General features: G+C 54.5%; 12 protein-coding genes. 8 read left to right on the top strand and 4 right to left on the bottom strand.

Annotation, left to right across the window (positions count from 1 at the left end):
* Positions 1–37: 37 nt before the first annotated feature.
* On the top strand, positions 38–1,093 hold the full coding sequence (locus ROA7450_RS09195; protein WP_085805418.1) for a transporter substrate-binding domain-containing protein: 1,056 nt from the start codon (positions 38–40) through the stop codon (positions 1,091–1,093).
* Here ROA7450_RS09195 and ROA7450_RS09190 read toward each other — a convergent pair whose 3' ends face one another.
* Positions 1,094–1,435 carry a DUF8846 family protein gene (locus ROA7450_RS09190; RefSeq protein ID WP_085805417.1) on the bottom strand — a complete coding sequence of 114 codons (342 nt, stop codon included), beginning with the start codon at positions 1,433–1,435 and terminating at the stop codon, positions 1,094–1,096.
* A 153-nt stretch (positions 1,436–1,588) separates the two neighbouring features.
* Here ROA7450_RS09190 and ROA7450_RS09185 point away from each other — a divergent pair, with 153 nt between their 5' ends.
* Positions 1,589–3,175 (top strand): choice-of-anchor L domain-containing protein, encoded by a 1,587-nt coding sequence (locus ROA7450_RS09185; protein ID WP_085805416.1) that lies wholly within the window; start codon positions 1,589–1,591, stop codon positions 3,173–3,175.
* Here the strand turns inward: ROA7450_RS09185 and dapD are convergent.
* Both dapD and ROA7450_RS09175 read right to left on the bottom strand, forming a co-directional pair.
* The gene (dapD, locus tag ROA7450_RS09180) at positions 3,172–3,999 is read right to left on the bottom strand and encodes a 2,3,4,5-tetrahydropyridine-2,6-dicarboxylate N-succinyltransferase (RefSeq protein WP_085805415.1); all 828 of its coding nucleotides are present in this window, start codon (positions 3,997–3,999) and stop codon (positions 3,172–3,174) included. The two genes, ROA7450_RS09185 and dapD, sit on opposite strands and share 4 nt — an antisense overlap.
* 116 nt (positions 4,000–4,115) lie before the next feature.
* On the bottom strand, positions 4,116–5,036 hold the full coding sequence (locus tag ROA7450_RS09175) for a threonine/serine dehydratase (protein WP_085805414.1): 921 nt from the start codon (positions 5,034–5,036) through the stop codon (positions 4,116–4,118).
* Between the two features lie 79 nt (positions 5,037–5,115).
* On the opposite strand from ROA7450_RS09175, the gene ROA7450_RS09170 reads away from it, so the two are divergent.
* Positions 5,116–5,937: an LOG family protein gene (locus tag ROA7450_RS09170; RefSeq protein WP_085805413.1), complete on the top strand. Its 822-nt coding sequence runs from the start codon at positions 5,116–5,118 to the stop codon at positions 5,935–5,937.
* Between the two features lie 35 nt (positions 5,938–5,972).
* Here the strand turns inward: ROA7450_RS09170 and ROA7450_RS09165 are convergent, their stop codons facing one another.
* The gene (locus ROA7450_RS09165; protein ID WP_234999479.1) at positions 5,973–6,269 is read right to left on the bottom strand and encodes a hypothetical protein; all 297 of its coding nucleotides are present in this window, start codon (positions 6,267–6,269) and stop codon (positions 5,973–5,975) included.
* A 191-nt stretch (positions 6,270–6,460) separates the two neighbouring features.
* Here ROA7450_RS09165 and ROA7450_RS09160 point away from each other — a divergent pair, with 191 nt between their 5' ends.
* Genes ROA7450_RS09160 through ROA7450_RS09140 form a run of 5 tightly spaced genes read left to right on the top strand, consistent with a single transcriptional unit; the run spans position 6,461 to position 12,197 of the window.
* Positions 6,461–7,159, top strand: a complete 699-nt coding sequence (locus tag ROA7450_RS09160; RefSeq protein WP_085805411.1) for a GntR family transcriptional regulator — start codon at positions 6,461–6,463, stop codon at positions 7,157–7,159.
* Entirely contained in the window at positions 7,149–8,057 is a 909-nt protein-coding gene (locus tag ROA7450_RS09155; RefSeq protein ID WP_085805410.1) for a dihydrodipicolinate synthase family protein, read from the top strand. Before ROA7450_RS09160 ends, ROA7450_RS09155 begins: the two co-directional genes overlap by 11 nt.
* Positions 8,054–9,544: an aldehyde dehydrogenase gene (locus ROA7450_RS09150; RefSeq protein ID WP_085805409.1), complete on the top strand. Its 1,491-nt coding sequence runs from the start codon at positions 8,054–8,056 to the stop codon at positions 9,542–9,544. The genes ROA7450_RS09155 and ROA7450_RS09150 overlap by 4 nt, the downstream gene beginning before the upstream one ends.
* Positions 9,541–11,091 carry a trimethylamine methyltransferase family protein gene (locus tag ROA7450_RS09145; protein ID WP_085805408.1) on the top strand — a complete coding sequence of 517 codons (1,551 nt, stop codon included), beginning with the start codon at positions 9,541–9,543 and terminating at the stop codon, positions 11,089–11,091. Before ROA7450_RS09150 ends, ROA7450_RS09145 begins: the two co-directional genes overlap by 4 nt.
* On the top strand, positions 11,091–12,197 hold the full coding sequence (locus ROA7450_RS09140) for a mandelate racemase/muconate lactonizing enzyme family protein (RefSeq protein WP_085805407.1): 1,107 nt from the start codon (positions 11,091–11,093) through the stop codon (positions 12,195–12,197). The genes ROA7450_RS09145 and ROA7450_RS09140 overlap by 1 nt, the downstream gene beginning before the upstream one ends.

Below are 12,197 nucleotides of genomic sequence, written 5' to 3'. Positions count from 1 at the left end.
GTTCAACTAAATCGCCACAAGCTTGCGCGAGGGAAACATGATCAGAAATCTGGCAATCTTTATTGCACTGTTCCTGTGGCCGATGTTTGCCGCAGCTCAGAACCTGACCGTCAGCACGGTCAGCCGATCACCGTTTTCAATGGAGATCGACGGTCGAGATTCAGGCTTCTCGGTTGAATTGTGGCAGGCCATCGCCGAGCGGATTGGCGCGGACTACGAATTTGTACGCTACGATTCCTTTGCGGATATGCTTCAGTCAGTGGAGACGGGGCAGGCAGATCTCGCAATTGCCAACATTTCGGTCACTTCTGAGCGGGAAGCAATTATGGATTTCTCGCAACCCATTTTTAGCGCGGGTTTACAAATAATGACCCCATTGCAGGGCCACACGGGTATGAGCATTTGGTCGATCATCCTGTCGGCAGATCTTCTGATTCCGATTGTGATTGCCTTTGGTGTATTGATTGGGGCTGGTATGTTGATGTGGTTGTTCGAGCGCCATAAGCAGCCGTATTTTAATTACACCGCGGGCAAAGCGGTCTTTCCGGCTTTCTGGTGGGCGCTGAATCTGGTCGTCAACGGAGGGTTCGAAGAGCGTGTCCCTCGCAGTGCACCGGGGCGCCTGTTTGGAGTAGTTCTTGTCATTGCCTCTTTGTTTGTCGTGTCAATTTTCGTGGCACGTATTACTTCGATGATGACAATCGAGGCGATCAATACCTCAGTCACTTCGTTTAGCGATTTGTATGGAAAACGCGTCGGAACAGTCAGTGGTTCAACAGCGGCAACATTTCTTGAAAGACGCGATTTGCAGTATGCTGGTTATTCCAATCCTCAAGAATTGTTGGCCGGCTTTGAAGAAGGTGAACTGGACGCCGTCGTGTTTGATGCTCCCATCTTGGCGTACTACGTAAAATCAAAAGGGGCCAACAAAGCAGAGCTGGCAGGTCCTATTTTCCTGCGCGAAGACTATGGTATTGCGATGCCCTCCGGCAGCCCGTTGGCGGAAGAGATCAACAAAGCTCTGCTCTATCTGCGTGAAGACGGCACCTATGCTGAAATCCGGCAAAACTGGTTCGGAATTTTGTCAGACTGATCAGTTCGAGGCGTCGTCGTAAAACGGTGTCATCTGCGCAACAATCACGGCATTTTCATCCAACGCGCGCTGCATCAAGGCGCGCTCTTCCTCGCTTATGTCGTGCCCTTCGGCTTCGCGCTCGTCCAGCGTGCCATAACCTGACACATCCAACGGCGCGGTATCCGCTTGTTTGAGGATCGCAACGGTCTCTCGCACCGCTTCAGCTTCGTCAATGCCGCTGGCATAAACAACCAGCGCCGCACCTGTCGCTTTGGCGGGTAAGCCGTCGCCCTCTTTGCGGCCAATTTCCACCAGGAGTGTGAAAACCTGCTGTTTGCTGTTTTTCTGAGCTTGAGTCATGCCGCGCACCTAGCGTTGATGAGGGTTTGCGTCAATCATGAGGTGCCATCTAGGCTACTTTTTCTTCAAATTTGAAGCAGATTCCGGCTCCCCGTAAACCTGCCACAAATGCCTTTGCCCTAGGTTTTCGTCACCATCAGACGGAGTGTCGCAATGGCTACAGCCTCGGAATTGCCGATTGATATCAAAGCCAATGCCATGGAAATGGCAGAGGAAATTTTTGGTAATGGCATAAAGATTGAAACTGCCAGCTATACGGGTGCTGGCAATGCCTCAGGTATCTTTTCCCATGGCGACAGCGCCGCCCCCGATATCACGCCCTCGAATAGCGGTGTCATTCTATCGACTGGCAAGGCCAAGGACATCACCAACAGCAAAGGTGATGCCAACGTCAAATCCTCAACCAGTACCAATCAGAAAAAGGCCGGAGATGATGATCTGGAGGATATCTCCGGTCAGAAAACCTATGACGCAGCAATATTTGAGGCGTCCTTTGTGCCTGAGGGCAGTACGCTTACGATGCAAGTTGTCTTCTCGTCCGAGGAGTATTTGGAGTATGTCAATTCCGGTTTTAACGATGCCGTAGGGGTTTGGGTGAACGGAGAGCCTGCACAGCTGACTGTGGGCACTGGAGACATCACCATCAATAACATCAATGACGAAAGTAATCAGAACCTCTACATTGATAACCCCGCTTCATCAGATCCGTACAATACGGAAATGGATGGATTTACCGTCACGCTGACCCTCAAGGCCCCGGTCAGGCCGAATGAGGTCAATACCATCAAGATCGGGATCGCGGACGGAGGCGATGGTTATTACGACAGTAACCTGTTGATCGCAGGAAATTCTGTTCAGACCGCCCTTGTCGCCGAAGATGATGTCATCGACTACGACGGCACCGGCGAGTTCGACCTGCTGGCCAATGACAGCAGCAGTGCAGGCGGCACGCTGACGATTACCGAGATCAACGGTCAGCCTGTCGTGTTGGGCGATCAGATCACCCTGCAGTCAGGTGAGCTGATCACCCTGACCGAAAACGGCATTGAGGTTCAGTCCGACGGCACAGAAGACAGTAGCAACACCTTCTCCTACAAAGTCGAGGATTCAGCGGGCAATACCGACATAGCCTTTGTCACGCTGAACAAATTGGTGCCGTGCTTTGTGGCAGGGACCTTGATCGATACAGATCAAGGTCCGCGTCCGGTTGATGAAGTTCACGTAGGCGATTTGATTCCAACCCGAGATCACGGTCTGCAACCGGTGCGCTGGGTTGGGCAACGAACGGTCCCCGCGCAAGGCCGCTATGCTCCGATTAAAATCGGAACAAATGCGTTGGGTAACCATGGGTGTATCCATGTTTCCCCTCAGCACCGTATTCTCATCCGCGGGTGGCGCGCCGAGCTTTGCAGTGGTGTGTTGGAAGTGCTGATCAAGGCGCGACACCTGGTGAACGAACATAGCATCCGTCCCTGCCCCAGCGATGGTGATGTGACCTATGTTCACCTGTTGTTTGATCAACATGAGATTGTTACAGCGGAGGGTCTGGAAAGCGAAAGCTTTCATCCCGGGCCGAGAGTGATCCAGGATATGGATAAGGAAGTCAGGGAGGAGCTGTTTGCGCTTTTTCCTGAGTTGGCCGATGATCCGCTGGGATACGGACCAATTGCGCGCCCAGAAGGGCGCGCAGAAGAGGCGCGGTTGATCACCGCGCCGGTTGTTTCAAAGCTGATGAATTAATCGCGCAGCAGTTCGTTGATCCCGGTTTTCGAGCGGGTTTTTTCATCAACCCGCTTTACGATCACCGCGCAATAAAGCGAGATGTTATTTTTGCTTGGCATCGAACCGGCGACAACGACCGAATATGGCGGCACTTCACCATAGAAAACCTCACCGGTTTCACGGTCAACGATTTTGGTTGATTGGCCAATGAATACGCCCATGCCCAGAACCGATCCCTCGCGCACGATGCAGCCTTCAACCACCTCAGAGCGCGCGCCGATAAAACAGTTGTCTTCGATAATTGTGGGCCCAGCTTGCATTGGCTCCAACACACCACCGATGCCAACGCCGCCTGACAGGTGCACGTTTTTACCGATCTGCGCGCAGCTGCCAACCGTGGCCCAGCCATCAACCATTGATCCTTCGTCGACGTAGGCGCCAATGTTTACAAAGGATGGCATCAGCACCACACCTTTGGCGATATAGGCCGATCTGCGCACGATAGACCCGGGCACGGCGCGGAAACCTGCAGTGGTCCATTGATCGGCATCCCAACCGTCAAATTTTGATGGCACCTTGTCCCACCAACCGGCGTTGTCCGGGCCGCCTTCGATGATCGCCATGTCATTTAGGCGGAAGGACAGCAGAACTGCTTTTTTCGCCCATTGGTTTACATGCCAGCTGTTGTCGTCCAGTTTTTCGGCCACGCGCAATGTGCCGCTATCCAACGCATTCAGCGTTTCCAAAATTGCCTCACGGGCCTCACCCGTTGTCGCAGGGGTGATGGTGTCCCGCACATCCCATGCGGCTTCGATGGCTTGTTCCAATTGCGCGTTTGACATCGGGCTCTCCGTGGCTGAATTCAATCCTGTCTGGCATGGCCTATAAGGCGCTTGGCGACGACGTGCAATGCGACGGCTGGTAGCGCAAACGCGGCAAAACGCAATTGAACCTGCCGTCAGGTCAAAGGATCAGGTGCGATATTGCCGCCACAAACCAGAATTGCCACTTTTTCACCCGGCTCTGAGCGATACGCTCTGGCCATTAGGGCGGCCAAGGCCGTGGCCCCTGCGGGCTCTACCAATTGCCGCATTTCGCGCCACAACCACTCCTGCGCTGCACGAATGGCGACATCACTCACCACGAGGGAGTCGATGCTGTGCTCTTGTGCAAACCCAAGGCAGATCTCTCCGATCCGTCGGGCGCCCAAGGCATTCGCGGCAATGCCTGACACCTCTACATCCACAGCTTCGCCGGCCTTCAAAGCGGCGTGCAATGCGCAGGACGTCTCGGGCTCCACCGCGACCACTTTGCGTCGCCCGTTCAACCACGCCAGCGCCCCACCGATCAATCCGCCGCCGCCAACTGCGATCAAGACGGTATCGGCCTCCAGCCCCTGCTCCTCCCATTCAGCCATCAGGGTACCCTGACCGGCCACAGTTGCGGGTGCGTCGTAGGCGTGGATCTGCATGGCACCGGTCTCAGCTTCATAAGCCTGCGCCGCCTCCAACGCATTGGCATAGGCACCTGAAACCACAACCAGATCAGCCCCCAAACGCCGGATCAGATCAATCTTTGCCGGGCCGGCCATTTCCGGCACATAGATCCGCGCCCTATGCCCCAGACTGGCTGCGGCATAGGCTACGGCCGCCCCGTGATTGCCGCCAGAAGCCGCGACCAAACCGGCGTCGGGGACCGGTGTGCTCAGTAACGTATTGAACGCCCCGCGCGCCTTAAAACTGCCAGTGTGCTGAAGTTGCTCCAACTTAATTTCGACCGAATCCAGATTTTCAACACCGCTTGTTTTCACAACAGGTGTTTGCCGGACATGCCCGGAGACCCGTGTTTTTGCCGCGATGATCTCTTGCTGCCAATTCATAATCACGTCTCTTTTTCTGGTCATTCTCAAATGGAAGCTATACCTCTTGTAGAAAACACATATACAGGATCTGCAACCCATGACTGAAGAGCGCCCCCGCCGATTTCGCGATGCACATTTAGACCGCAATACAGCCGAGCAGGTTCCTGATACCCCACAAACCCGCGCCCCGGCCTATCGCTTGGCCTTTGCCGACGAAGATTTCCTGTGCCGGGATGAATTGCGCCCCGTACGCTTGCAGCTTGAGCTGCTCAAACCTGAGATGATTCTGAATGAGCGCGGCATTAACAGTACAGTGATCCTGTTTGGCGGCGCGCGTATCCCGGAACCCAGCAAAAAGAAAGACGCCAGAACAGAAACGCTGGCCAATCTGTCAAAATATTATGACGAGGCACGTAAGTTCGCACGGTTGATGACCGAAAAATCAATGCTCAGCTATGGGCGCGACTATGTTGTGACCACGGGCGGCGGCCCGGGAGTAATGGAGGCCGGCAATCGTGGGGCGCGTGATGCGGGTGGCAATTCGATTGGCCTCAATATCGTTTTGCCGCACGAACAGGCCCCGAATGAATATGTCACTCCTGGGCTATGTTTCAACTTCCACTATTTCGCGATCCGCAAGATGCATTTCCTGATGCGCGCCCGTGCAATCTGTTGTTTCCCGGGCGGGTTTGGCACGTTGGATGAAATGTTCGAAGCGCTCACTCTAATTCAAACTGACCGCATGGATAAAGTGCCCTTTCTGCTCTTTGGCGAGGAGTTCTGGCGCAGCATCATCAACTGGGGCGCGCTGGCTGATGCGGGCACGATCTCTGATGAGGACCTAGAGCTTTTCAAGTTTGTCGAAACGGCTCAAGAAGCCGTGGACATCATCGAGAAATGGCAGGACGATTGCGAATAAGTTCAGTCGTTTCGCCTGATCGAAATTCTTTGATTTCAGGTCCATGCGATTGCGGTTCCTATTAAAACGATACCCATGCCCGCGACTTCGCGGGTTGAATAGGTTTCTTCAAAATGAACCAGCGAAGCGGAGCCGATGAACACGACCTCGGCACCTAGAATGCCCACATATATCAGACCAAGCCTTTCTTGCTTTAGCGCCATCATTTCAAAGGCGCCGCCAGTTAATAACGCTGCTCCAATGGCCAAAACTAAAACAACGCTTGAGGTTTCAGTCCAAGACTTCATGGCGAACATGGCAATACAATAAAAAAATGCAGAAATGAGCGCCAAAATGGCGACGGGACTAAGCATATCTAAATCTCCAAAATAAAATATACCTATTTTACCACAAATTCCCGAAGCCCGAGAGTTTCAATTCTGAAACCTCAAACAACGAGTTTTGAGGGGTGGAGTAATTTTTGGCTTCCCAAAAAAATACAAATTGTATACATAAAGTATAAATCAAGGGATTCGATGAACTCATGGACCGTAAAACTCAATGCCTCGAAGACATCCGCATGCGGATTCTCACGCTGGACATTGCCCCCGGCAGTGATCTGGATGAAGCTGCCTTGTGTGAGCAATACGGCATTTCGCGCACGCCAATGCGCGAAGTGTTTCAGCGTTTGAGTGGCGAAGGTTACCTGCGCAGCGAGCAAAACCGCGGCACAAAGGTGGCGTCGATGGATCTGGCTGTGATGCGGATGTTCTTTCTGACTGCTCCGATGATCTATGCTAGCACCACAAAACTTGCCGCTGAAAACCGCCGCAGCAATCAAATTGGTGACCTGAAAGACATTCAGCAGGCCTTTCGCGCCGCAGCGCAAGCTGGCGATGCGGGTGAGTCGGCAATCCTGAACCACCGGTTCCACTGGAAAATCGGTGAGATGTCACAAAACCCTTATCTACTGCCCAGCCTGAACCGCATGTTGATTGATCACACCCGGATGAGTCAGACGTTTTATCGGCCAAAATCCGAGGATGATCAGGAGCGGGTGCGTAAAGCGATTGAGCAGCATGATCAAATGATCTTTGCGATCGAAGAACAAGAGCCCGAAACGGCGCTCGAACTCACATTGGAACATTGGAATCTCTCCCGCGATCGGCTGGAGCAGTTCGTCAGCCCGGACCCGCTGCCAATCGACGTATTTGCCATGAAGGACATGAAACATGCAGTTTGAAGGGATATGGACGCCCATCGTCACGCCCTATAATGACGACTTTACCGTTAAGGAACAGGAGCTTGCAGAAACGGTTGAGCTGCTGATTTCCGGTGGCGTGCACGGCATTATCGTGGCCGGAACGACAGGCGAATACTACGCGCAGACTTTCGAGGAACGCGTCTGGTTGATGCAGCACATCAAAGGCCTGGTAAAAGGTCGGGTGCCCTTGGTTGGCGGCACCGGTGCCATTCGCACCGAGGAAAGCATCGAATATGCTAAAGCCGCCAAAGATATCGGTATGGATGCTATTCTCGTCGCCACGCCCCCCTATGCCGTGCCGACAGGCCGCGAGGTTGCCCTGCATGCGCTGGCCATCGACCGTGCGGTCGACATGCCGGTAATGCTCTATAACTACCCCGGTCGGATGGGCGTGAACATGGACGAAGAGACGCTGGATCGTCTGGGCCGTTCGCCAAATTTCTGTGGCATTAAGGAAAGCTCGGGCGATATCAACCGCCTGCACATGATCGCCCGCGACTATCCGCATCTGGGTTTGCTCTGTGGTATGGATGATCAGGCGTTGGAATTCTTTGCCTGGGGCGCGCGTGGTTGGGTATGTGCCGGGTCGAACTTTGTGCCTGAGGCGCACGTTGCGCTGTACCAAGCCTGTGTTGTTGAAGGTGACTACACCAAGGGCCGCGCTATCATGTCGGCCATGATGCCGCTGATGCGCGTGTTGGAGCAGGGCGGTAAGTTCATCCAATGCATCAAGCATGGCTTGGGCACACGCGGGATCGAGGCGGGGCCGCCGCGTAAACCTCTCCAACCTTTGAACAAAGACGACAAGCGCGCACTCGAAGAAGTGATCCGCACCATGAACACGGCGATTGCCAAGATTACGGGAGAGGCCAAATGACCGACCTTCTGACACGTGAAGAATACGGCGCCATTGCCGACGAAATTGATTTTCCAGCCACCCCGTTTGTAGACGGTAAGTTTCGCAAGGGTTCCGGCCCGATGATGGAAACCATCAACCCTGCCACCGGCGATGTAATCACCAAGATCAGCACCGCCAACGCTGACGATGTTGACTTTGCCGTTCAGAAAGCGCGCGAAGCCTTTGATCGCGGAGAATGGTCGCGTCTGCACCCCTCCGAGCGCAAGGATGTTCTGATCCGCCTGTGCAAGCTAATCACGCGCCGTCGTCGTGAATTCGCGGTGATGGAAAGCCTTGATAGCGGTAAGCCGATCCTGGATTGTGAAACCATCGACGTTCCGGAAACCATCCACACCATCAAATGGCATGCCGAACTGATCGACAAGATCTATGACCAAACAGCCCCTGCTGGCGACGATGCGATTTCCATGATCGTGCGTGAACCGGTGGGCGTTGTGGCGGCTGTTTTGCCGTGGAACTTCCCGATGCTGATGATGGCATGGAAAATCGGCCCGGCACTCGCGGCAGGCAATTCTGTCATCGTGAAGCCTGCCGAGCAAACCAGCCTGACCGCTTTGCGGCTGGCCGAAGTCGCCCAAATGGCGGGCATCCCGCGCGGTGTTCTGCAGGTGTTGCCGGGTGACGGCCCCGGCGTGGGTGAGCCTTTGGGCATGCATGCCGACGTGGATATGGTCAGCTTCACCGGCTCGACGGAAACCGGCAAACGCTTCCTGCGCTACTCTGCAGACAGCAACATGAAAAAGGTCACACTGGAATGCGGAGGCAAGAATCCTTGTGTGGTTCTGGATGATGCTGAAAACCTCGACAATGTTGCCGAGCATGTTGTAAATGCGGCTTTCTGGAATATGGGTGAAAACTGTTCTGCAGCCTCGCGTCTGATCGTCCATAAGTCCGTCAAAGACGCGCTGATGGAACGGATCGTTGCCCGCATACGCGATTGGAAAACTGGTGATCCGTTGGATCCGCAAAACCACCTTGGTTCCCTGATTGACAGTGAACATTGCGCAAAGGTCAGTAGCTACCTGAAAGGTAAGGCCGTGGTTGGTGGAAAGGCCGATGGCAACTTTGTTGCACCGACCGTTTATGAAGTGTCCAAGGACGATGCCAAAGCCCGCGAAGAGATTTTTGGCCCGGTTTTGTCAGTCATCGAAGTGGCCTCGGAAGAGGAAGCCATCGCAGTTGCCAATGACACTGATTATGGTCTCGCGGCATCGGTCTTTACTTCAAATGTCCGCCGCGCCATCCGTGCCGCACGCGATATTCGGGCCGGAACAGTGACTGTTAATTGTTACGGTGAGGGCGACATCAGCACGCCGTTCGGTGGCTACAAGCAATCTGGTTTTGGGGGACGTGACAATTCGATCCACGCCCATGATCAGTTCACAGAGATGAAAACCATCTGGATCGACCTGACAGATCCAAAAGAAGGGGACAACATAGGATGAGCGTCGAAGCCGTAGGAAAATCCCGCCGTGGTCGCGGTGCGCGTAAAACCGCACGCCAGACGCGCGATTTCAAAATGCTTCCAGGTCTAAAGCGCAAGATGCCCCTGACCGAACTGATGGATCAGGAGCAGGTTGAGCGTATTGATAATGCCTCGATGCATATTCTGGAAAACGTTGGTGTCCACTTCCGCGATGAAGTCGCACTGGAGGATTGGAAAAAGGTAGGTGCAAAGGTTGTTGGGGAAACCGTCTATCTGGATCGCGGTCTTGTACGTGAACTGATCAAGACGATCCCGGAAACCTTCACCTATCACGCGCGCAACCCGGCCAACAACCTGCCGTTCGGTAAGGATAACGCCGTGTTTGTGCCTATGACCGGCGCGCCATTCCTGCGCGATCTAAATGATGTGCGCCGCAATCCAATGATGGAAGACCTCAATAACTTCCACAAGCTTGCGCATATGCTGCCTGCGCTGCACAGTTCGGCCCATCATATTGTCGAACCTTACGACCATCCGATCAGCCAGCGTCACCTGCACATCACCTATTCTTCGATCAAACACTCGGACAAGATGTTCATGGGCATGACCACCTCGCCCAAGAACGCCGAAGATGTGATGGATATGTGTGCCATACTGTTTGGCGAGGAGTTTCTTGAGGATCATCCAGTTGTCACCGGTAACTGTAACGGCAACTCACCACTCGTCTGGGATGAAACCATGCTGGGCGCGATGCGCGCTTTCTGTAAGCGCAAGCAACCTGTGTTGTGCTCACCCTTCGTATTGGGTGGTGCCAATACGCCAGCCTCGGTCGCGCCATCTGTAGCGCAGTTGAATGCCGAAGCATTGAGTGCATTGGCCTACACCCAAGTTATCCGCAAAGGTGCACCTGCGATCTATGGCCATTACCTTTCGACGGTCAGCATGAAATCCGGTGCTCCGATGGCAGGCACGCCTGAGATCAGCATGATGAACATGATGATCGGCCAAATGGCGCGCTATTACGGTGTGCCGTGGCGCTCTTCGAACACCCTTGGTGGGGCCAAAACGTTTGATGCGCAGGCCGGGTACGAATCTGCGACCACGCTTATGGCGCTGCAGATGGCGGGTACAAACTACATGTGGCACTCGGCCGGCTGGAACGAGGCTGGCATGCATTGTTCGATGGCGAAGTTTGTGGTCGATGCCGAGCAGTGCGCGATGGCTTACCGAATGGCCGAAGGCATTCGTTGGGATGACTTTGACGAGGCAGTTGCTGCCGTAGGCGACGTGGGCCCTGGCGGACACTATCTGGGTCACCCGCATACGCTCGAAAACTTTCAGCGCGCGTTCTTTATGCCTGAGCTGTTCGATAACAATTCGATCGAGCAATGGCAGGCTGAAGGCAGTGTCGAGGTGAACGAACGGGCGCTGCAATACACCCGTGACCTGCTCAACACCTACGAAGAGCCTAAACTGGACGAAGGCATTAACGAGGCGCTGTTGGATTACATCGCGCGCCGCGAGCGGGAGATCCCTGCAGCTGATGCATTGAATCAGGATTACTGATGCGTATCAAAGAACTACACATCTACCAGTACGACCTTCCGGTTAAAAATGGGCCGTACACGATGGCAAATGCACAAGTGTGGTCTCTTGAGACCACACTTGTGCGGATGGTATCAGACACGGGGGTTGAGGGGTGGGGTGAAACCTGCCCGGTTGGCCCGACCTATGCAGAATCGCACGCTGCTGGTGCCCGTGCGGCGCTGGCGCAGATGGCACCGGGTTTGATCGGTGCCGACATTGCGCCATTGTCTATTCACCGTGCGATGAATGGTCTTCTGAACGGTCACAACTATGCCAAGGCTGCGATCGATATTGCCGCTTATGACCTGATCGGTAAATCCACCGGTCTGCGTGTTGCTGACCTGCTGGGTGGCCCTACCCAGGAACGGGTTCCATCCTACTGTGCAACAGGTGTTGGTGAACCTGACGAGATCGCCAAACTGGCGGCCGACAAAGTGGCCGAAGGCTATCCACGCCTGCAAATCAAAGTTGGAGGTCGCCCGGTTGAGGTGGATATCGCCGTGCTGCGCAAGGTATGGGAGACAGTTGGGGGCAAAGCGCGCCTGGCTGTGGATGGCAATCGAGGTTGGACCACCCGTGATGCGCTTCGCGTCAGCCGTGAATGCCCGGACATCCCATTCATCATGGAGCAGCCCTGCAATACGGTTGATGATCTGCGTAAGATTCGAAATCAGATTACGCATGGCCTGTACATGGATGAAAACTCTGTTGATCTGGCCACGGTAATCAATGCCGTCGGTACCGATCTGGTGGATGGGTTTGGGATGAAAGTTACCCGCATTGGCGGGCTGCAACCCATGTCCACATTCCGCGATATCTGCGCGGCCCGCAATCTGCCGCATACCTGTGATGACAGCTGGGGCGGCGATGTGATCGCAGCGGCCTGTACGCACATCGGTGCAACGGTTGATCCTCGCAGGCTCGAAGGGGTTTGGCTGGCGCAACCCTATATCGAAGGGCACTACGATCCAGAGAATGGCATCCAGATTAAAGGCGGTCATATCGACCTGCCGAGTGGTCCCGGTCTGGGCGTCATGCCCGATGCGTCGCTATTCGGCGCACCTGTCGCTTCATTCGGGGACTAA

Origin of the sequence: Roseovarius albus, assembly GCF_900172335.1 — a bacterium.
GTDB lineage: Bacteria > Pseudomonadota > Alphaproteobacteria > Rhodobacterales > Rhodobacteraceae > Roseovarius > Roseovarius albus.
This window is presented reverse-complemented; position numbering and strand designations above follow the sequence as displayed.